Genomic DNA, 21,490 nt, shown 5'->3' on the forward strand with positions numbered 1-21,490 from the left:
TTTATGGTCATTTTCGGAACAGTTCCTGATTTATTTTTTTGCTGTTTCGCCTTTGTTTTTAAAATTCCAGGTAAATCCTATCATAGCATATCTTTTGAGTCTGTCATTTTGTTCCTCTGTAATTGAGTTTTCATAAACAGATCTTCGGATACCAATATTTTGATTCAAAATATCTCGCACCATTATGTAAGCCGTAAATTCATCATTTTTGAAAGTGCGTTCTAGTCTTGCATTCCACAATTGATTGGTAAGATTGGTTTGAAAATCAACCGTTTTTTGCCTAGACATAAAATTATAATCAGTAGATAGTTTCCATTTTTCTCTGAAATAAACCCCAATATCCAATCCTAAATCATTGGTGTTAAATGATTTTATTTTATCGTTTTGAGATGTCGTATTTCTGTTATTTGAAAAATTATTACTCAAACTAAGGTCATATTTTTTTGCTTTAGATTTATTTAAATAAACGGAAAATCCTGAGTTTAAAGTTTTAGAATCGTTGGTGCTATTATTAATGCTATTTACAGATTTATTGTAGTTTAGATTTGGATTAAGATTAACCTGTAAATCAAGTTTCTTCAGCTTAAAACCATATCCTACATACAAATTGACAGAATAATTACCATTCGTATTTATAGGTTTGGTAATTGTTTGCGCACTTTCTGGATCTATAACTCTGCTATAAGAAATCAAATTAGAAGTTGTTCTAAACGAGAAACTTTGATAAAATTGGGTTTCTGTCAAAATGCTATAAGTGCTGTTAAATAGACCTATATTATTGGTAAAAGATTGCTTTAAATCTGGATTTCCTAATGTTTGATTAAAAAAGTCTTGATTGTTTCTCAAAGGCTGTAATTGGTCGATAGTCGGCTGTCTTGTTTCTCCTTGATAATTGATGCGTAAATTACTGTTGCTTTTGTACTTATAAGAGAAATTCGCAGACGGAAAAAAATTGGTGTAACTGCGTTTGTATTCTTTGTTTAAAGTTTGATCTTCTAAATCAAACGAGGTAAATCCAAAACCACTTCCGAAGTTATAATTAATTTTTTTGGAATTATAACTCAATCTAATGCTGGGCTTGTTAGTTATTATGGTCTGGTTGAACTGGTTTGACAAAGAATTTACAATCACATCATACTTGCCTGTAAGGTTCGAATAATCATACGTCAAATAGTCATTTTCTCCTGTGTTGAGCGATACTTGATAGGCAAATTGCAAGGCAAATTTCTTAGCAATTGGTTCAGAATAAGTAAGGTTTACAGTAACATTTTGGGTTGACTTATCCCCTATTTTGTTTTGATTCACATCCTCTTTTTTATCAAAATCACCATTAATATAACTTTCGTTAGAAGACTTCAAAAAATTATTTGAATTGGTATTCAAAGTGTTCCAACTACTGTTTGCTGAAAATGTACGACGGGCTTTGGCAAATTTATGTTTGTATAAAATACTTGCCAATAAAGCAGTTTTGTCAGAATCTGTAGTGAATGTTTTTTCTTGTTTGTTTTTCAATAATCCACCATCACCAGTAGTACTTCCATTTGTATATTCATCACTTTCGGTAGCATAAAAATTGGTTTTAGCAGTAATTCGTAAACTGTTTAAAGAATCTAATTTTACATCGTAAATAGCATTCAATTTAAAATTACTCCTGTTGACATTGCTTACTTTAGAAGTGTTTTCATTCAATTGGGTTTCTCCTACTTGGGTTTGTGTTTTTCTACTATTGTTGTTCGTATAAATTTGATTATTATATTTTGGTGTTAAATTCAATGTTTGTTTATCCTTCCACTTGTTACTGTACTGTAATCCCGCATTGGTATTTTTAACAAATCCATTTTGAGTATCAACATTAGGTTCTTCATCATTATTACCACCAGTCCATTCATAATTTACATTTCCATCGTCATCCATACTCATACTAAAGCTGTCATCCCGACTACCATATTTATCGCTATCTTGCCAACTAAGTCCATCTTGACCTGTATTACCATTCAATAAAAATGCCGATATTTTTCTTTTGCCTTTAAAACTGCTAAACATAAGATTGCTATTGTATCTGGAATCGGAACCTGCAAGTGGCTCACCGGCACCATCAATCTTACCAAAATACCCTTTCTTTTTGTCTTCTTTTAATTTTAGATTAATGGTTTTTTTGGTTTCGCCATCATCAATTCCTGTAAACTCGGCTTGGTCACTTTTCTTGTCAAAAACTTGGACTTCTTTTACGGCATCTGCTCGCAAATTCTTCACAGCCATTCCAGGATCATCTCCAAAAAATTCTTCGCCATCGACCAATACTTTTTGTACCGTTTCGCCCATAGCTTTTATAGCACCATTTTTATCTACTTGTATTCCAGGGAGTTTTTTTAGTAATTCTTCTACGTTAGCATTTGCACCAACAACAAAATCACTGGCTCTGTAACTTGTCGTATCTCCTTTGATTCTAATAGAACCCGTTTTTATTATTACTTCTCTTAGCGCATTAATTTTGCTTACCAAATCTATTGTTCCTAAGTTTTTTACAGTTTCACTTACGGTTATATCATCTAAATAATCGGCATATTGTCTATGGGAAGTCATCACAATATAATTTCCGGCTTTTACATTTTTAAGGTCAAAGTTTCCCTTTTTATCCGATCGGGTAAACTTATATAAAATAGAATCTTTGGGTGTTAGTAAGGCAACAACCGAATTGTATACTGGAGTTTTTTCTTTACTATCAATCAAAACACCCGAAACATTTGTTTTTTGAGCAAAAACAGAAAAAGAAAATAAGAACAATATTGCAAAGGTTATGGTAATTTTAATCATAAATAGTTTTAATTGTAATTAGCATTTCAAAATTTTCAACAAGCCGTTTAAACTAAAATTACGATAGTCTTTCACTTAAAATTTACCTTGTGTATAAAATATATGAACTAAAACGAAAGTAGTAGTATTTCTATTAATTTTTAAAAATTATAATGTTAAATTAACCATAAATATATTCGTGCAAAAAATAAAAATCCTTGCGGGAAAAATACATTACAAATTTTTCATTTACAGTAAATTACAAGCTTTACAATAGATTTTGGAGAAATGGTTCGCATTGCATCTTCATATCCCCCGCTAGTTTGAGCGGGTCAATAGAGCGAGCGCAATGTCATTAAGTTAAGCGATTTTAGAATGAAGATTACCGATTTATGGTTTCAGATTTTTGTGTTGAAGATAGAAAATCGTCGATTTTACGGGTTTTGTACATCTGAAATAAATCCCGATAGCTATCAGATATCGTACCACTTTAGCCACTCCTTGCTGCTCTCCCCTCTTTGAAATTAGAGTGAATTTAATACATTCCTAGAGAAAATAAAATTTGTAGTTTTTACAGCAATAATTGAGAGGACATAATGGAATACTCGATACAATAGCGATGACGAAGAAGTACGCAGCTTGAATTTCATTTATTACTATGTATCTGAATTAAAGCAATTTACTTTATATTTATAATTAATAAATCGAAACAAACCTTAGAATGTATACCAAAACTAAGTTGGCTTTACGAAGGTTTGTATCGCATATATGCAAGTTAGCGATTATTGCTCCGTTGAAAAGACCAGTTTACATTAATAAGAAAGAAAAAATTGAATCTAATCTTCTCCTAACCTATCGACGAAAATCGAAAGGAATAAATTGCGGATTTTCGAGGTCGAGTTTCAAGATGGAATTAGAAAGTCGATTTTTTTTTTTGCGGACTTTTTTCGCCGATTTTTTTTGAGGTTTAAGAGGAATTTTATTCTCCTGACTTTTGGATTGCTTGAAAGTGTTTTCGGGACGGATTTTGAAAGTGGATAAACTTCCGCAATTGGAATGGATTATTGGAATCGATAATCAGAGGTGCTTAACGAGCGTTTCGCAACATTCGCTAACACACGCTACAAGTTATTTGAGTATTAGGCTTAATTTGAAATTGGATTTGTATTTGGAAGATTTACTTCGTCTATTCGCTATCGCTCGAGTGGCAAATCCGAATAATGGGCTTAATTTAGTTCCAAACTGTTTGTAGTGCGAGAACGTCAGGCTGTGAAAAAAACTCTTCAAATTTAGAAAGTATTCGGAGGGCTACCAAAGAAAAAACTCAAATATGAGATTCTCAGGAGGCAGATTTTAGTTTTTTCACAGACTGACGTTAGACTTATAGATTTTTTGACTTTTAAAAAAAATTGTGTAAATACATGAAATTGATTTTACTCTAAATGGCTCAAAATAAGCTATAATTTACTGATATAACTGCCAAATATATCCTTGAACTGATATCCTTCGGAAATGCGGTCTTTACTAAGTTTTTTGTATTCGACCAATCCCCACAAAATGAATTCTTTCATAAAATAACGATCTCGTTTTTCTAATTGAGGCTGGTATTTTTCTATTAATTTGTCAAGAGGAGTAATACTGTCCAAAATAGTTTTGTACTCTTCATCGGTACAGTCATCTAATAATTCAAAACCACTTTCTGTAAAAAACCAATCTAAAGTATCACTGTAAGGTGTTTTTTGTCCCTGTTTTTCTAATTTCTCAATTTTCGGAAAATAGGCAGGTAAAAAGGTATGTATTGCATCACTTATCAATCGCTGAGCTACAATAGCGGCTCCCTCCTGCTCTCCTTCATAAACCAATTCAACTTTGCCGGTTATGGACGGAATAATTCCCATAAAGTCGGATAAACGCAAAGATGTATGGTCGGCTCCGCATAGTAAAGCACGACGCTCGGCAGTACTCATTAAATTTTCATAGGCCGTAATGCTCAATCGGGCACTTACCCCGCTTTTATTGTCTATGAATTCACTTTCGCGGGCTTCAAAACTGATTTGTTCCAATAAATCTCTGGCCAGAGATGGAATATAAACCGAGTCGCTTTGAGCTTCATCAAGTTTTGCTTCCTGCGTTGTAATTGTTCTGGCGATTTTTATATCTTGAGGATAATGCGTAAGGATTTGTGAACCAATTCTATCCTTCAGAGGTGTTACAATGCTTCCTCTGTTGGTGTAATCTTCGGGATTGGCGGTAAAGATAAACTGCATATCGAGTGGCATCCGCAATTTGAATCCGCGAATTTGTATATCTCCTTCCTGCAGTATGTTAAATAGCGCTACTTGTATTCGGGCTTGCAAATCAGGTAATTCGTTAATCACAAAAATACAGCGGTTGGCACGCGGAATCATTCCGAAATGAATTACACGGTCATCGGCATACGATAATTTTAGATTTGCAGCTTTTATCGGATCGACATCACCAATTAAATCAGCAACGGTTACATCTGGAGTAGCTAGTTTTTCGAAGAAACGTTCGCTTCGGTGAAGCCACGAAATGGGAGTTGCATCTCCTTTTTCGGCAATTAAATCTTTGGCAAAACGGGATAATGGATGAAAAGGATCGTCATTAATTTCAGAACCCGTCACAAACGGAATGTATTCGTCCAATAATTCAATCATTTTTCTAGCCAATCTCGTTTTGGCCTGCCCGCGAAGCCCCAATAAATTGATATTGTGACGGGACAAAATGGCTCTTTCCAGTTCTGGGATTACAGTATTTTCAAAACCATGAACGCCCTCAAATGTTGGCTGTCCTGATTTTATTTTTTCTCTCAAATTATGTCGTAATTCATCTTTGATGTTCTTGCTTAAGTATCCAGATTGCTTTAATTGACCGAATGTATGTATGTTGTTCATTAATTTTAGTTTTTGATTTATTTTTATTGGTATTGAAATTGCCATTTCTATTGAAAACTATTTAATCCGTTTCTTTCTATTGGTTTCATAATCTTCAAAAATCATTTCGCCTAAACCTTTCAATCCGGTGTAGAACGCTTTTCCCTGATTGGCTTCGGTAAACTTATTTACAAATTTTTGCAGATAAGGATCGTTAGCGATCATAAAAGTAGTTATTGGAATGTGCAATTTTCGAGCTTGCTGTGCCTGGGTATAACATTTATCGACGATGTATTGATCGAGGCCGTTACTATTCATATAATAAGTGCCGTCTTTTTCTCTTACACAACTCGGTTTACCGTCGGTAATCATAAAAATCTGCTTGTTGGTATTACGTTTTCTGCGCAATAAATCCATAGCCAATTGCAGACCAGCAACGGTATTGGTGTGAAATGGCCCGACCTTTAGATAAGGCAAATCTCTAATGGAAATCGGCCACGCATCATCTCCGAAAACAAGAATATCCAAAGTGTCTTTTGGATAACGAGTAGTAATTAATTCAGCCAAAGCCATAGCGACTTTCTTGGCGGGCGTTATTCGGTCTTCGCCATACAGAATCATACTGTGGCTGATGTCAATCATCAAAACGGTGCTCATTTGGGATTTGTACTGGGTTTCTTCGACTACCAAATCATTTTCGGTCAGCATAAAATCGGCAACGCCGTTATTGATTTGTGCATTTCGCAGACTTTCGGTCAGCGAAATGCGTTCCAAACCGTCTCCAAAATGAAACTCCCTGAATTCTCCCGTATGTTCGTCACCATTGCCAACGTGCTTCGTTTTGTGATTACCACTCCCCGACTTTTTAATGTTTCCAAAAATGTTATCCAAAGCCTGCTGGCGTATGGCTCGCTCTGTTTTGGCAGTAATTCCAATGCCAGAAGTTCCGTCATCTTTGACTTCTTCTCTGATGTATCCTTTTTTCTTTAAGTCCTCAATAAAATCATCGATGGTATAGGATGGTTCAGTCAGTTTGTATTCTTTGTCCAATTCGCGCAGCCAACTGATAGCTTCATCAAAATCTCCCGAAGTATGCGTGATAAGTTCTTTGAAAATGCCAAAAAGTTTATCAAATGGAGATTGAAACGGAGCTTCGTAGCTTTTAAAATAGAATCCCTTTTTTATAGTAGTGTTCATAAATATAAAAATACATCATTTTTGAACGACCCCGCCTCAAACATTATATAATTTTACGTTAAAAGTCCTTTATAATTAGTGATTAGTTAAAATTTGTTACATTGAAAAAAAATCAAAAAGCTAACTGCTAATAACTTTTACCAATCGCCATAACATCAATTAATAGTTTAAAAAAGCTAATCTACTTTTTTGAAAACCAATACTTCACCTGATGGATTGGTAAGTATCAACTGTAAATTTTCAACTTTATAATTGGTTATGCCTTGCAATGCTTTTAGGAATTCGTTTTCTTTATTATTGGGACCGCAAACCATTCGAGTTGTGATGGTTTTGGTAAATCGGAGTAATCCTCTTTCAAAGAAAATAGTTCCGTTCATTCTGTTACAGCCTGTAAATCCTATAAATTCATTAGTAGAATAGTTTATTTCAAGGTTTGGCAATTCTTTGGTAAAATCTTCATGACTCACTTTTTTCCCCTTTAATTGTTCCAAAACCCAAATATCGTGCAAGCGAAAATCAGTAATATAGTTTCCGCAACCGTTTAAAAATGTGGAGTTTTTATCTTTTACAATTTCAATCCGTACAGAATAAGAAGATTTATCGCCAGACATGGTACTGATGCATTCCTGTTGCATAATTTGGATAATCATTGAGACGGATTTATCCGTAACTCGATACATTTTTACATTGGTATCCATGGCCTGAAGTGGCTCGACGTGATTGCCTGTCAATGATTCAAAACCGCGTATTGAAGAGGTGAATTCAATGGTTTCCTCCGATATTTTTAAGTTCCAATCCGGTTCGTTACCATTTCCTCTGAAATAAATCCCTTTCTCCAAATTCTCCATTTGCTGTTTGTAGGCAAAAGTGGGTTCGAATTTCACGGTTTCTTTCGGGGCTGTTACAGTGCTTTTACAGCTAACTATAAACAAAACAATTGATAAGAATTGAATCCATTTCTTCATAATTTGTAATATGAATTTAGAATCGTGAATTATTTAAACTTCCCATCCACATAAAACCAACTTCCGTTTTCTTGTTTAAAAGTAGAAAACTCATGATGCACTTGGCTCGCATTATCAGCATCGATGTAATGCGCTTTGAACTCCACTGTATTTTCTGTAGCTGAAATAATTTCGAGTTTTTGCCATGTATTGGCGGTAGCCCAATGCAAAATTTCTTCTTTCGAATAATATTTCCTTTCTGAACTATGCGTTGTTGCCAATAAATAATCAGCCTGATGCGTGGCATAAGCCGTGTATCTCGATTTCATCAATGCCAAAGCCGTTGGCGCTTTTTGAACGCCACTAATATGAAGACTGCAACAGGTGTCAAAAGATTTATAGGAACCGCAATAACAATTTTTGGACATCACAAATAAATCAATTAAGTTGTGCTTTAAGCAAGACAATTTTTTGTTGCAATTGATTTAGCAGCACTTGAAATTTACTAATCTCAACAAGCTCCTCATCATCATCTGAATGATCCAAAAGTTCGTCTAATTCTTCACTAACTTCGGCTAACTTATTATTAGCATCCTTGGCATTTTTGCTCGCAATCAAATCAATTATTTCCTGAACGCCATTTTTTAATTCTTCAAATTTATTTTTGTCTATCATGGCCTGATTTAATTATTATCCGAAGATTTACTTTCGTTAAACTTTTTAGTAATCTGCTTTAATTTCTCCTTTCGGTCGATAACAGCTTGTTTTGCCTTGTCTTGTGCTTTGTGCAGTTTATCGTTGTGTTTTTTGATATTTCTTTCGTTGTTTCGGCTCATTGTATTTTAATTTTATTTGCTCCTTTCTTTATTAAAATCTGAATCTTGTTTTCAATTCGTTACAAAAAAGAAGGCTGGCAAAGTTCGGTTTTATTATTGAGATGAATGTTATTTTATTTGGATAAACTATTTCTTCGGGTGCTTAGTGTTAAAAAATAAAACAAGTATTTTTTACTTCAATAATTTAGAAATGGTATCTTTAAGGATTTATAAATTTAGTTTTTTTATCCCAAAAACACTTTTTTTAAACCTTACAGTATAATATTCAATGGAGTACAAAAGGAAATGGCCTAATTATGTTCGATGGTTTTCGGCAAAACCTAAAACTACAGGATTTTTAATCTTTCTAATCCTTAGTTTTTGCGTTGGCCTTTCAATCTTTCAGCGTTATCAGGTTATCAAAATAAACGAGCGCCGAGAAATGGGCGTAATTCTTGAGAATTTGCATCAAAATATTGAGCAGTGCCTAAAAAACTGTTACACAACTACCCTTACACTAGCATTAACTATCAATGACAATGGGACTCCTGATAATTTTGACTCCATAAGCTCAAAACTTTTGGTTTCTAATAATTACATTAGCGCAATCCAGCTGGTGCCAAATGGAGTTATAAAGTATATTTATCCTTTAGAAGAAAATAAATCAGCTTTAAATCTTAACATTTTTAAAACTCCAAGCGTTAGAAAAGAGGCATTAAAATCTTTAGAGAATAAAAAAATGTATTTTGCCGGCCCTTTGGTTTTGAAGCAGGGTGGCATTGGTATTGTTGGCAGATTGCCAGTTTATAAAAAAAATAAATTTTGGGGATTTTCAGCAGTCGTAATTAAATTTAAAGATTTATTAAAAGTTTCAGGAATCAATTCAATTGATACTAATAAATATTACTTTCAGTTTTCAAAAATAAATCCTAACACCCAAAAAGAAGAATTTTTTCTTCCTAAGAAGAAAGACATTAATAAAGGAGAACAGATTTCAACAAAGATTCTGGATGGAAACTGGAAATTATATCTGATTGCAAAAAAACAGAATCATCATTACTCTGTTCTTTATCTGCCCTCAATTTTAGGTTTTATTCTGGCAGTACTGCTAGGTTCTTTTATCACTGTCTTATTATACAAACCCAGACAATTACAGCAATTAGTCAATATTCAGGCCTCAAAACTGCAGAATAGCGAAACTAAATTTAGAACTATTTTTGATCAGGCTCCATTAGGAATAGCTCTTGTAGATGATGAAACAGGAAATTTTTTGGAAATCAACAGAAAATTTTGTGAATTAATGGGGTATTCTGAACAAGAAATGAAAACTAAAAATTATCAGTCTATCACACATCCTAAAGATTCACTAAAAACAGAATTAAATGTAAATGAACTTAAAGAGGAAAAAATTAATAATTATACTGCAAAAAAAAGATATATAACTAAGTCCAATGTAACTATCTGGGTGAATTTAATTGTTTCGTCTCTTTCCAGAACAACTAATAACCGAAAAACAAACATTGCAATTGTAGAAGATATCACCTTGAAAAAACAAATTTTGGAGGATCTTAAAAAAAGCGAAAAACAATTTAAAAACCTCTTTAATAATTCCCCCATTCCTATGTGGGAAGTTGATTTATCCTTAATTAAAAATTATCTCACGGATCTAAATCTGGTTGGTAAAAAAGCGGCTAATGTTGAAAAATATTTTAATGAGAATCCAGACGTGGTACTAAAATGTTTTAATTTAGTCAAGATTATAGCAGTAAATTATAAATGCCTGCAGCTTCTTCATATAAACACAGTACAGGAATTAAATTTAGGTCAAGTACTTGATACAGAAACTATAAATGATTTCATGAAACAGCTAATTGCAGTTACACAAAATAACAACCAATTAGCTTACGATACCAAAATTAAGAACAGTTTAGGAGAATCAATCGATATTCATTTTAGATGGAATGCAATAAGGGAGTATGAAAAAACAATGGAACGCATGATTATTTCCACTGAAGATATTACTTTTCGAAAAAAAAATGAAAAAGTAATTCTTAACTCCCAGAAAAAAATTGAGGCTCTTATTAATACCATAGACGGAATTGTTTGGGAATGCGATATAAAAACCTTTAGATTTACTTTTGTAAGTAAAAAAGTTGAACAAATTTTAGGTTTTACCTCAGAGGAATGGCTAAGCGATCCAGACTTTTGGAAAGATCATATTTATCCCGATGACAGAAACTGGGCGCTGGAATATTGTACTAAAAAAACAAATGAGCTTTTAAATCACGATTTTGAGTACAGAATGATCTGCAAGAACGGAACACTTATATGGCTTCGTGATATGGTTAATATTGTTTTTGAAAACGGAAAACCAACGAGCCTGCATGGAATCATGATTGATATAACAAAATCCAAAAACATAGAAGATGATTTGAATAACTCATTCAATTTGGTATCGAGGCAAAATGAAAGGCTATTAAATTTTTCCTATATAATCTCACATAATTTAAGATCTCACACCAGTAATATAGCTTCAATCGTTACTTTGCTTCAAGCATCTGAAACACAAGAGGAAAAAGAGCAAATGATGCAATTATTGATTTCTGTTTCCGGCTTACTAAACGAAACAATGCTGCACTTAAATGAAGTAATTAATATACGTACCAATGTAAGCTTAGTAACCCTGTCATTGAACCTAAAAGAGTACATTGAGAATGTGATGAAAGTATTCTCCCAGCAAATCATTTCAAAAGAAGTAACAATCTTCAATCAAATTCATGATGACTTGATAATCAATTATAATCCGGCCTATTTGGAAAGTATACTTTATAATATGATTTCAAATGCAATCCGTTATGGTCATCCAGAACGAAAAATTATTATATTTTTAAAGTGGATAACAGAAAACGATAAAAATTACCTAGAAATATCGGATAACGGTATTGGAATTGATTTGGTGAAAAACAGCAATAAAGTTTTTGGTATGTATAAAACTTTCAGTAACGACCCAACTTCAAAAGGAGTTGGATTATTCATAACAAAAAATCAAATAGAAGCAATGGGTGGCTCTATAACTGTAGAAAGTAACCCCAATGCAGGAACAACATTTAAAATTGAAATCTTATGAGCCTAAAAACAATATGGGTAATAGATGATGACCCGATTTATCAAATCATCGTTAATAAAATAATCCAAAAATCCGAGTTATTTTCAAGTGTTTCCAGTTTTACAAATGGAAAGGATGCCATAGATACATTAAAAAAAACATTAAAAACTAATGAAATGCCTCCCAATATAATCCTCTTGGATATTAATATGCCCATTATGGACGGTTGGGAATTTATGGAAGAAATGGTACTGCTAAAATCTCAAATCAATGACTCTATACAAATATATATTGTAAGTTCGTCTATTGCATTAGAAGACAAAAGCAAAGCAAAAAACTATTCCGAAATTATTGCTTATTTATCAAAACCAGTCAATGCCAATGACTTGATATTAATAGCTGCAAATTATTAAATGATATGTCTTTTTATTTCCTCCAATGTTTTATTGGTAAAAATTAGCTCTTCTATAATTTCTTTGCGCAGTTCATCAATATCTTCATAATCAAAATACTTAGCCCACGAAATCAATTCAAATAAATTTCGAATCTGCTTGATTCTTTTTGCGGTAGCAAAACTCGTTCTCAATATAGCTTTCGAATCGTAATTTGGATTGTTTCGGTGCTGGTAATTCACTGTTTTTTTTTCGTAATTGGCTTCCAGGTAATACAATTCCTCTTCAGCATTATCTGGATAAAACTCATTCCATGAAGCAAAACCTATTTTAAATTTAGACACAGTCTCTGGTTCCATCGGCTCCAGCCGCCATTTGCTGTTGGCCAACCTCCCCCAATGATTGGACAAACGGTACATTCCCTCTTTGGTATAAAAATACTTGCTGCCGGACTGGCTGTCATACTGCACAGGCATTCCTTCAATTCGGCTAGGTAAAACCTCCTGAAAAACACAAAATGTATTTTTAAATGATCTTGGACTCGGGCGAAATATTTTTTCCATAAAAACAAAAGTAATAACAAACTATAATATCTGCCAAATCTATTCCCTATTACAAATCATTATGGGGTGTCCCCGTTGAGAAAAGCGGCTAACATATAGTACCGCTTACAAAGCCGTTTTCCTCAACGGGGTCAGGCTGTCCGCACTACTTCGGTAGCTTGCTCCAAACGAAGTTTACTGAACTCCTATGAAAATAAATATATGGTGAAGTAATCCCTCACCCATCCGCAATCCTATTTTTCGGTTAACAGCAATTATACCTTTCCCGAAAAGACTTTCAACACCAAATCTCACGTCAATTCCCAATTAATTAGCTAACTTTGCCACAGAATTATTTTAAATTAAACAGATTATGACCAAAACAGGAGAACAAAAAATGTTGCAAAAAGGCGTTTTTACAGGAATAATGGAGCAAGATGAAAACAAAAATTTTTTTTGTGGGGAATATCTTTTAGATTATAAAATGGCTCAAAAACACAGCCTCGGCGATTGGATTACCATAAAAAGCGTTATTGAAAACCCAAGCGATATCAGTTATAATAAATATCCAAAAAAATCTAAAAACTTTGATAAGGCAAACAATAAGCCTCAACAATAGACTCTTATACACATAATAAACATTTTTAAAAATCAAAAAAGTACTTTTTTTGATTTTTTTTTTTGTCTAAATGGAAAAGTTAAAAAAAAGTGTACCTTTGCAAAAAATTGTCAATTTTCAACCGCTTTAATTTGGTTTAATAGTAAAAGACAAGTAGTTACCTTATTTATGAAAAAAATAGTTGAATACCGCAAACTACTAAATGTAGAAAAAACAGTAGAGCTTAAAGAATTGAAAACCATCTATCGCAATGCGATGAAAGACGCGCATCCTGATAAATTTCAAGGTGATGATGCTGGTTTAAAAGAAGCCGAAGAAAATAGCAAGAAAATAATTGAAGCTTATCACTTCTTGGTAAGCATCAATGCAGAGACAATTAAACAGCTTTTACCTGAATATACGGAGACAATCTCTACAGTAGCCATTACAGACTATAAATTTGTTGAAGGAAGATTGATTATCAATTTCTCTAACGGAAGCGTTTACGAATACATTAGTGTCCCTAAAGCTATTTATATAAAAATGGTTAACGCAGATTCACCGGGACGTTACGCAAAAAGACACATTCTTAATGCATATCCTTGGAGAAAAACAACGAACCAAGAATAAGTTTTAAAATAAAATTTAAGAGCACTCCTAATAAGAGTGCTTTTTTTATGGCTTAAATTGTAAAAAATTGATACTAAGGAAACAAAATCCAAAATCTGCTTTAATTAACATTTCTTTAACAAGTTTATTAATATATTTGTGTACCCAAATTATTAAAAAACTTACAAATGAAAGACCAAACCACCTTGTATCAAAGGCAATATAACAATGCCTTAAGAACAATAGAAAGACTTAGAAACCGTCAAGCTGAAATTGATTTCAAATTAAAATCAAATCCTATTTGTACCCACTTACACAAAGATTTAAGAATGGTAAATCTAGATATTACGATTACTCTCAATGAAATCGAGCATCTGGAATCACATCTTTTTGAATATAATTCCTAAAAAATATTAACCATTAAAACAAAATTGCCAGTTATGAAAAAATACCTAAAGCTCTTTTAGCGGTAATTATGGCTGATAACTATTGTAAAAAAATCATAAACTGCATCTTTAGAGGTTTTTAAACAGCCTAAAAGAGTGAAAAATTATAACATAAATTTAGGGACTAAAGTTATTGTTAATTTATAAATTTAAATACTTTTGTAACCTTAAAAACAATTAACTAATAAAAATGAAAAAAATTATTTTATTTCTTGCCGCTACAGCTTTACTTACTTCTTGTAGCAAAGACAAATACACAATTTCAGGAACTGCAGCTGGATTTGAAAATGGAAAAACAGTTATCCTAGAAACTCAAGATGAGAAAGGAATGGGATTAATTGCTGTAGATACAGTAAAAATAGAAAACGGAAAATTTGAAATCAAAGGAAAAGTAACTGAACCATCTTTTCATACATTACAAATTGAAGGAGCGCAAGGTAAAATTCCATTTATCTTAGAAAACGGTGATATTACAGTTCTAGTAAACAAAGATACTATTCAAAAATCTAAAATTTCTGGTACTTACAACAATGACGAGTACGTGAAATTCAATGAAGAGATTACTAAAATCCAAAAACCTTTAATGGACTTTCAAACGGCTAATATGCAAAAAATGCAAATGGCTCAACAAACTAAAGATACAGCAACTATCAATGGTTTAATGAAAGAATACACAAAAATTCAAACTGAAATTGGTGCTACTTCAAAATCTAAATATGTTGATTACGCAAATGCACATCCAAAAGCTTTTATCAGCGTATTAATTATTGAGGGAATGAGCAATGACCCAACAGTAGATTCTAAAAAAATAGAAACTATGTACAACAGCCTTGATGAGTCTTTGAAAAACTCTAAACACGGTAAAGCTGTAAAAACAAAAATCGCAGCATTAAAGCTTCCTTCTGTTGGTGCTTCTGCAGCTTCTGGTGTTCCAGCGGCAGCTCCGGCTAAATGAAGAACAGATTTTTCTGCTCCTAATGCGCATGGCAAAACAATCAGCCTTAAAGAAAGTTTAGGAAAAGTGACAATTGTTGATTTTTGGGCATCATGGTGTGGTCCATGCCGAAGAGAAAATCCAAATGTAGTTGCTATTTATAATGAACTGCATTCAAAAGGTCTTAATATAATTGGTGTTTCTTTAGATGAAGATCCAGTAAAATGGAAAGAAGCTATTGCAAAAGACAAATTAGTCTGGACACAGGTTTCGAATCTAAAAGGCTGGGAAGATCCAATCGCAAAGCAATACAAAGTGGAATCAATTCCAGCAACTTTCATTCTTGATCAATCAGGAAATGTAGCTGCACAAGATTTAAGAGGCGATGAACTTAAAGCAAAAATCATAGAGTTACTGGGGAAATAACCCTTTTTAGTATTCAAAAATAAAAAATCTCCCTAGTGGAGATTTTTTATTTTATTCAATACCAATACATTAAAAATAATACTAAAATAAAGTGCAAAAAAAGTTTGTAAAACTAAAAACTGTCTCTATATTTGCACCTGGATAACGCAATAAGCGTTACCAAATAAGGCCTGGGGAGATACTCAAGCGGCCAACGAGGGCAGACTGTAAATCTGCTGTGTGAACTTCGCAGGTTCGAATCCTGCTCTCCCCACCAAAAGGGTAAAAGAAGTAAAAAGGCAGCTTTTTCAATCTTTTCAAAAACCCATAAAAAACGTGGTAAAACCTGCAAATCCAAGGATTCGTAGGTTTTTTGCTTTTAAGGCGGTTTTCAATCTTTATAAAAACGGGATCAGTAGCAAAAGTTGGGGATTATGCAAAAAGATTGGATAATCTGAATAAGAAGAAATCTATATTTCTCACTCCTCTAAACTGACTTCTAAAAGCTTTTATTTTTGCATTGAAAGATTCGGCAGAAGCATTTGTGCTTCTATTGTCAAAATAGTTTAAAATTGACTGGTAGTTAAAAGTTATAGTATTGAGCAGAATATTAAAGTTTTTAAAGCCTGATTCCTCTACATTTCTATACCAATGCGCCAGTTTGGTCATGGCAATGTGTTTGTCATTGTTGTTATTGTAAATCCCTCGAAGTTGTTGATTTAGATTATATGCTGTCTTTATATCGGGGTATAATTCAAATAACATTTGAGCCCTTTCTTTTTGATTTTCAGTCCATTTTTCGCGAGATTTATAGAGTAGATACCTGCTTCTGGCCAAAAGTTGTTTTAGAGAATCTCCATTAGGCAAGAGCTCTGGGATATATGTTTTATTCTCTCTTTTTGCCTGCAATATCAATTGATTCTCAAAATCCATAGCTTCCCATCGATGCTTGATTCTAATCTCTTGTAAAGCTTCCAATGCTAATTTTTGAACATGAAACCTATCGGTCACTTGTATTGCTTTTGGAAAGCATCTCTTAGAGATTAGTTTCATGGAATTAGCCATGTCAAGTGTTATCTCTTTGACACAGCTCCTCTTCTTATAATCAATCTTACTGATGTGTTCTATAACCTGATCAGCCTTGGTTCCAGCAACAATAGCAACTAATGAACCTTTTTTGCCTTTGAATTTCTTGTTGGTTACAATAGTATAAAGTTCACCCTGAGATAAAGCTACTTCGTCAATTGATAAATGAGTACCTATATTTTCAGGATAAACAATCCATTGATGTGCATGTTCTCGTGGATCCCAAGTATTAAAGGAACTCAAGTGCTTTTTGTATTGTCTTTGGAGCTTCTTTCCGTTCACTCCGAAAAAACCTCCAATGGTATGACAATCGGTAGCGCTGTTATCTATTAATTTCTTTTAAAAAAGCCGCAAACTCTTGAGTCATGCGGGTTCCTTTGGCAACTAAATTCCAATCTCTTTTAATAATTTCTCCTGTGGTTTTATTAGTCCAGCGACGTCTTTTGATATGCAAATACACAAACTTACCTCTTAGAGGAAAATCCTGAATAGTGATCTCATCCAAAAAGCCCTTTGATACCAGTTCAAATGTATTAAACTCTTGTGGAGGCTTAATTTTTTCCTCAAAATACAAGTGTAATATTTCTTCTGTATTAGTAGTAGAAACCACTTCAAAGTGGTCTACTAAAAAATCAGGCAGCATCAATTTTAAAAGGTCAATAGGAGTCATCTCAAATTATAAGATTACAAAGCTCTTATTTTATTGTAACATTTCCTCCCAAGGTTTTGTTCTTGATCCTAAAAACGCCCAAAATTTCTATGGCAGAATCGTGGCACTTTTGTCTGGCAAGAAAAACTGCCACAGAATTTGAACTAAACCCTTATAAATACAGGGGTTAAGGAGGTTAACGACTTGTTTTTTTGATGCTATAATTCTACATTTATTAATCTAAAAAGTTGAATTATGTTAGAGAGCAGTTTTGGGTTAGTTTTCTTTATGAAAATAACCAGTAATGACAGAAAAATTAGAACCGTGTACTTTAAGATTACCGTAGACGGCATTCCAAAAGAAACATCCACCAAACGAAAATGGGACAGCACCCGCTGGGATCAGAAAACCGAAAGAGCGATCGGCAGTAAAGAAGATGCAAGATCACTTAATTTTTTTTGGATTCACTGACCCTAAAAATCAATGAATAACGGATTCTTGGCAGAGGAAGCAGGTTTTAGCGGTACACGCGCTTTGCCAATGCATTTTTAGCAAAAATGGATATGCCCCTTAATTTATGGAAGAACTAAGAAAAAAGCAATCTTAATTGTATCAGCTCTTTACAAAAAACAGATTGACTTTTTCCACCAGATAAAATTAAATCTTCGCCCAATTATAGCAATTTTAACAACAAATCATCCCTGCCCTACCCATAAACTTCTATTTTTGCAGGCTAATTTAATACGAAAATATCATGAAAGATTTAGTAGCAAAAATCAATGCCGAATTCGAAACATTCAAGACAGAGTCTGAATCACTTATAGAGAAAGGTGTTAAAGCAGCCGGACCAAGAGCGCGTAAATCAACTTTAGAACTGGAAAAACTTTTAAAAGAGTTCAGAAAAGTTTCTGTTGAAGAGTCAAAAAAATAAGATTTCAATTTATAGCCCTTTGGAATTTTTCAAAGGGCTATTCTATTGTTCTCTACACCCTCCTGTAAGGCTCTTCCCATAACTACTAGAAGTAAAGCGGAACTCACATAGATTGCTAATTTTTTTTTACTGTTTCATCAATGACGGCTTAATTTTGGAAAGATAGTGCAGTGCTTCGGTTACTGCCTGTTCCGGTTTTTTAGGATTAAATCCCAGTTCTGTTCTCGCTTTTGAAATATCAAAATTTTGTTGCAGCCCTGAAAACATTGCAATATCTTTTCTGGTTAATACAGGAGCCTTTCCATTTAGTTTGGCACTGAATTCCATCATACCTGCAATAACAAAGAGAATGGGTTGCGGAACTGAACGCGGAACGTTCAGTTGTAATTCAGGATACAGCTTATTAGCCAATTTGGTCGTATCTGTAATGGTCATGCACTGTTCATTAGCCAAAATATATCGTTCCCCATTGCGGCCTTTTGCTGCTGCCAGATAACAACCTTCTGCTACATCTTTAACATCTATCCAATTCAAGGTAATCTTAGTATCGACGGGAATTTCTTTGTTCAAGATTAATTTCAAAATGCCATAAGAAACATTTAAAGGAAGAAATGCTTCTTTACCGATCATTGCTGCCGGCATAACAACTACCAACTCTATTCCTAATTGTTTTGCCAATTCAAAAGCTAATTTTTCGCCATCGTTCTTAGAATTGTAATACATATCCCGTCTATCAGGATTATAACCGTAACTTTCTTTTGTAGGCAATTGAGAATAATTTAATGCCGCAATAGAACTCACATAAACAATTCTTTTAACACCGGCTTCAGCTGCAGCTTCAATCGTATTGCGAGTTCCTTGAACATTTATATCGTAAATTTCCCTTTTAGGATCCTTTGCCCAGAGTTTGAAAGCCGCTCCTACTGCATAAAAAGTTTCAACTCCCTGCAAAGCCTTTACATATGAAGCCTTGTCGGTGATATCCGCTTGTATTAGTTCGCAATCTAAGTCGGCAAAAGGCACTTTGTTTTCACTGTTTCGGACAGCCGCCCTCACAGGAATTCCTTTTTTTATAAGAAATCGAACTAAATTATTCCCTAAATGTCCATTAGCTCCAGATACCAATGCTAAATTTTTCTGTATCATCATTTTTTTTATTTATTTGATGACGCAAAGTTCATTAAAGGCCATTGGTTTGCACTTGACATTTGTTAGTTAATCATTTTTTTTCGTATCCTACTCAGGCTTTCGGGTTTCATTCCAAGAAAGGAAGCGATTTGAGCTATCGGTACGTGGTGAAGTATATCAGGTTGTTCCGTTATGAGTTTATGATATCGTTGAGCAGCAGATAAAGCCGCCAACTCTCTTGATCGCTTCTCATTGTAGCTAATGGATTGCTGAAAGACCATAATGCTAAAATCTTTGATTGCAGGGCTTTCGTCTGTTAAGCTGTCCAAATCATCTTTTGTAATTCTCAATAACTCACAGGCTGTTATGCATTCCACTTTTTCATTAGATTTTTGCTGGCTTATAAAATTGGAATAAGAGGTAAAAAATCCCGGCGGGCAATTAATATGCGTTGTCACTTCGTCACCCGATTCATTGTAATGGTACAAGCGCAGATAGCCTGAAACGATATAATATAAGTATTTTGGAACTTTCTCTTCCTCTTCAATCACACTGTTTTTGGGAAATGATACCGCTTCAAAATATCTTTTGCAAAGCTCTGTGTCGTTATCTGTTAATTTAATTTTAGCTGAAATAAAATATAGGAGTTTTGATATCATATTGCAATCTTTCTAAGTAATCTAGACGGCTATAAAGGTATATATATTGAATAAACTATGCTTTGTAAAAATTACAGGCATAAACTATAAATGATCTTCAGTGCTTATGCCATAAAGATTAACAGTCAGTACTCTTTCAAAGAAAATAAAGCCACCACTCCAAAACCCGTAAATCGACTTTGGAATTGGAAAAACTTTTAAAAGAGCTTAGAAAAGTTTCTGTTGAAGAATCAAAAAAATTAAGAGTTTGATTTATAGCCCTTTGGAATTTCTTAAGGTTTTTTTTTCATTTTCTTCGGTCTATAAAATAAAGCTCAATCTTTAGTGTTTACATAAAAGTCCTTTTCTTTTATTTTTCTTTGGCAACAATCAGTTTGAGAGAATTGATATAATCGGTATCAAATTCTATAACTCTTATTTTATCGAGTTTAAAACTCATTTCGCCATCAAATTCTCCTTCGGTTCCCATAAAATCTATTACCAGTTCTTCCTCATTCAGTTCCATGAGTTTACCGAGATAAACAGCTTTATCTGATTTTTTTGCAATCTGAAAAATCTCATATTTGTCTGCCAGAAAATTTATAATTGAAGACAAATCTTTAAGCGGAATTATTTCCTCCGCACTTGTTTTTAAACCTTTAAGCTTAATTACTCTTTCTGTAAATTCATGATCCTTGTCTTGAATAATGGACTTTACATTCTTGTTTTTTAATATTGTATAACCATCAATTATGAAGTCAACAGGATTGTTTTTTAGTAAAATCCAATCTTCCGTCCAATCAATAAGAAAACCGCTAAAGATATCTTTTTTGTCTTCAAATTCTATTGAAATTAATTGTCGTAAGTATTTTTCCATTATGTTTTTTATCAGTTTTTAGTTTCACTTTGCCTCTACTATCAGTTTATATATAAATCTCAAAACGAACCTTATATTGACCAATTATAATATAAATCTATGATTCATCTACTTTTTTTACCCAATTGAGTCAGTTTCCAATTCGGCAACGGGTAGTTGCCAAATTGAGAAATTAGAATATTCAATATAAAAAGAAACCATCGCTCTTATATTTCTTTCGGAAAATCCTTTTACTTCAGAGAGTTCGTTTCTTAAATCGATTGCTACCTTCGGGATAATGCCTTTTTCTCAACCTTTTTGCTGTTGCTGATAATGAATCATTCGACCAATATCCCAATAGGTTGCTAACAATTCGGCATTGGTGGCAAGATTGACTTTTAGCTGTCCTTGGCGAACTCTATTTTTTATGTTAGTTAGTAATCCTTTGTATATTTCTATTTCGTTGTTCATTTTCTATACAGTTTAAAATCTTGAAATGAGTTCAAGGCAGTGTAATGATTTACTTT

At 33.3% G+C, this 21,490-nt stretch carries 23 protein-coding genes, 1 tRNA gene and 2 pseudogenes; 11 read left to right on the forward strand and 15 right to left on the reverse strand.

The genetic code is table 11. The features are described 5' to 3' along the window. Nucleotides 1-30: 30 nt before the first annotated feature. From CLU83_RS06115 to CLU83_RS22245, 7 genes are all read right to left on the reverse strand, one after another. Entirely contained in the window at nt 31-2,814 is a 2,784-nt protein-coding gene (locus CLU83_RS06115; RefSeq protein WP_100430794.1) for an outer membrane beta-barrel family protein, read from the reverse strand. Nucleotides 2,815-4,250: 1,436 nt separating this feature from the next. Next, complete coding sequence (locus tag CLU83_RS06120) at nt 4,251-5,708, reverse strand: AAA family ATPase (RefSeq protein WP_100433635.1); 1,458 nt, start codon at nt 5,706-5,708, stop codon at nt 4,251-4,253. A gap of 57 nt (nt 5,709-5,765) precedes the next feature. Further along, nucleotides 5,766-6,884, reverse strand: a complete 1,119-nt coding sequence (locus CLU83_RS06125) for a VWA domain-containing protein (RefSeq protein WP_100430795.1) — start codon at nt 6,882-6,884, stop codon at nt 5,766-5,768. Nucleotides 6,885-7,060: 176 nt separating this feature from the next. After that, complete coding sequence (locus tag CLU83_RS06130) at nt 7,061-7,849, reverse strand: META domain-containing protein (RefSeq protein ID WP_100430796.1); 789 nt, start codon at nt 7,847-7,849, stop codon at nt 7,061-7,063. A gap of 29 nt (nt 7,850-7,878) precedes the next feature. Beyond that, entirely contained in the window at nt 7,879-8,256 is a 378-nt protein-coding gene (locus tag CLU83_RS06135) for a YchJ family protein (RefSeq protein WP_100430797.1), read from the reverse strand. A 10-nt stretch (nt 8,257-8,266) separates the two neighbouring features. Continuing rightward, complete coding sequence (locus CLU83_RS06140; protein ID WP_198512255.1) at nt 8,267-8,503, reverse strand: hypothetical protein; 237 nt, start codon at nt 8,501-8,503, stop codon at nt 8,267-8,269. Between the two features lie 8 nt (nt 8,504-8,511). Further along, nucleotides 8,512-8,664, reverse strand: coding sequence for a hypothetical protein (locus CLU83_RS22245; RefSeq protein WP_198512256.1), 153 nt, complete (start codon nt 8,662-8,664; stop codon nt 8,512-8,514). Nucleotides 8,665-9,085: 421 nt separating this feature from the next. On the opposite strand from CLU83_RS22245, the gene CLU83_RS06145 reads away from it, so the two are divergent. Both CLU83_RS06145 and CLU83_RS06150 read left to right on the forward strand, forming a co-directional pair. Then, entirely contained in the window at nt 9,086-11,770 is a 2,685-nt protein-coding gene (locus CLU83_RS06145) for a PAS domain S-box protein (RefSeq protein ID WP_198512257.1), read from the forward strand. Then, nucleotides 11,767-12,162, forward strand: coding sequence for a response regulator (locus tag CLU83_RS06150; RefSeq protein WP_100430799.1), 396 nt, complete (start codon nt 11,767-11,769; stop codon nt 12,160-12,162). Before CLU83_RS06145 ends, CLU83_RS06150 begins: the two co-directional genes overlap by 4 nt. Here the strand turns inward: CLU83_RS06150 and CLU83_RS06155 are convergent. Continuing rightward, nucleotides 12,159-12,704, reverse strand: a complete 546-nt coding sequence (locus CLU83_RS06155; protein WP_100430800.1) for a hypothetical protein — start codon at nt 12,702-12,704, stop codon at nt 12,159-12,161. The two genes, CLU83_RS06150 and CLU83_RS06155, sit on opposite strands and share 4 nt — an antisense overlap. A 352-nt stretch (nt 12,705-13,056) precedes the next feature. Between CLU83_RS06155 and CLU83_RS06160 the strand changes: the two genes are divergently transcribed. The 6 genes and pseudogenes from CLU83_RS06160 (at nt 13,057) to CLU83_RS06185 (ending at nt 15,952) form a co-directional block, all read left to right on the forward strand. Next, nucleotides 13,057-13,302, forward strand: a complete 246-nt coding sequence (locus CLU83_RS06160) for a hypothetical protein (protein ID WP_100430801.1) — start codon at nt 13,057-13,059, stop codon at nt 13,300-13,302. Nucleotides 13,303-13,470: 168 nt separating this feature from the next. Continuing rightward, nucleotides 13,471-13,911 carry a KTSC domain-containing protein gene (locus CLU83_RS06165; protein WP_100430802.1) on the forward strand — a complete coding sequence of 147 codons (441 nt, stop codon included), beginning with the start codon at nt 13,471-13,473 and terminating at the stop codon, nt 13,909-13,911. Between the two features lie 167 nt (nt 13,912-14,078). Continuing rightward, nucleotides 14,079-14,297, forward strand: coding sequence for a hypothetical protein (locus CLU83_RS06170; RefSeq protein WP_100430803.1), 219 nt, complete (start codon nt 14,079-14,081; stop codon nt 14,295-14,297). Nucleotides 14,298-14,526: 229 nt separating this feature from the next. Then, complete coding sequence (locus CLU83_RS06175; RefSeq protein ID WP_100430804.1) at nt 14,527-15,291, forward strand: DUF4369 domain-containing protein; 765 nt, start codon at nt 14,527-14,529, stop codon at nt 15,289-15,291. 18 nt (nt 15,292-15,309) lie between these two features. Further along, nucleotides 15,310-15,696: pseudogene (locus tag CLU83_RS06180) on the forward strand (TlpA family protein disulfide reductase); the annotation flags it as partial. 172 nt (nt 15,697-15,868) lie between these two features. Beyond that, a tRNA-Tyr gene (locus CLU83_RS06185) sits at nt 15,869-15,952 on the forward strand. Between the two features lie 155 nt (nt 15,953-16,107). Here the strand turns inward: CLU83_RS06185 and CLU83_RS06195 are convergent. Together CLU83_RS06195 and CLU83_RS06200 are read right to left on the reverse strand one after the other, a co-directional pair. After that, nucleotides 16,108-17,061: a transposase gene (locus CLU83_RS06195; RefSeq protein WP_198512334.1), complete on the reverse strand. Its 954-nt coding sequence runs from the start codon at nt 17,059-17,061 to the stop codon at nt 16,108-16,110. A gap of 22 nt (nt 17,062-17,083) precedes the next feature. Then, nucleotides 17,084-17,431: a transposase gene (locus CLU83_RS06200; RefSeq protein ID WP_100429739.1), complete on the reverse strand. Its 348-nt coding sequence runs from the start codon at nt 17,429-17,431 to the stop codon at nt 17,084-17,086. A gap of 234 nt (nt 17,432-17,665) precedes the next feature. Here CLU83_RS06200 and CLU83_RS06205 point away from each other — a divergent pair, with 234 nt between their 5' ends. Together CLU83_RS06205 and CLU83_RS06210 are read left to right on the forward strand one after the other, a co-directional pair. Further along, nucleotides 17,666-17,881, forward strand: a complete 216-nt coding sequence (locus CLU83_RS06205) for a hypothetical protein (protein WP_198512258.1) — start codon at nt 17,666-17,668, stop codon at nt 17,879-17,881. Between the two features lie 283 nt (nt 17,882-18,164). Continuing rightward, nucleotides 18,165-18,341, forward strand: a complete 177-nt coding sequence (locus tag CLU83_RS06210; protein ID WP_077375025.1) for a histone H1 — start codon at nt 18,165-18,167, stop codon at nt 18,339-18,341. A gap of 126 nt (nt 18,342-18,467) precedes the next feature. Here CLU83_RS06210 and CLU83_RS06215 read toward each other — a convergent pair whose 3' ends face one another. Together CLU83_RS06215 and CLU83_RS06220 are read right to left on the reverse strand one after the other, a co-directional pair. Next, complete coding sequence (locus CLU83_RS06215; protein WP_232726993.1) at nt 18,468-19,490, reverse strand: NAD-dependent epimerase/dehydratase family protein; 1,023 nt, start codon at nt 19,488-19,490, stop codon at nt 18,468-18,470. A 62-nt stretch (nt 19,491-19,552) separates the two neighbouring features. Further along, on the reverse strand, nt 19,553-20,128 hold the full coding sequence (locus CLU83_RS06220) for a Crp/Fnr family transcriptional regulator (RefSeq protein ID WP_100430807.1): 576 nt from the start codon (nt 20,126-20,128) through the stop codon (nt 19,553-19,555). Nucleotides 20,129-20,286: 158 nt separating this feature from the next. Here CLU83_RS06220 and CLU83_RS22790 point away from each other — a divergent pair. Next, nucleotides 20,287-20,379: pseudogene (locus tag CLU83_RS22790) on the forward strand (histone H1); the annotation flags it as partial. Nucleotides 20,380-20,477: 98 nt separating this feature from the next. Here CLU83_RS22790 and CLU83_RS06230 read toward each other — a convergent pair. From CLU83_RS06230 to CLU83_RS22025, 3 genes are all read right to left on the reverse strand, one after another. Continuing rightward, on the reverse strand, nt 20,478-20,984 hold the full coding sequence (locus tag CLU83_RS06230) for a hypothetical protein (protein ID WP_100430808.1): 507 nt from the start codon (nt 20,982-20,984) through the stop codon (nt 20,478-20,480). A gap of 117 nt (nt 20,985-21,101) precedes the next feature. Next, nucleotides 21,102-21,263: a DUF1016 N-terminal domain-containing protein gene (locus CLU83_RS22795; protein WP_157802169.1), complete on the reverse strand. Its 162-nt coding sequence runs from the start codon at nt 21,261-21,263 to the stop codon at nt 21,102-21,104. A gap of 9 nt (nt 21,264-21,272) precedes the next feature. Then, nucleotides 21,273-21,434, reverse strand: a complete 162-nt coding sequence (locus tag CLU83_RS22025; protein ID WP_157802012.1) for a DUF1016 family protein — start codon at nt 21,432-21,434, stop codon at nt 21,273-21,275. Nucleotides 21,435-21,490 lie beyond the last annotated feature (56 nt).

This window comes from Flavobacterium sp. 1, from assembly GCF_002797935.1.
Lineage (GTDB): Bacteria > Bacteroidota > Bacteroidia > Flavobacteriales > Flavobacteriaceae > Flavobacterium.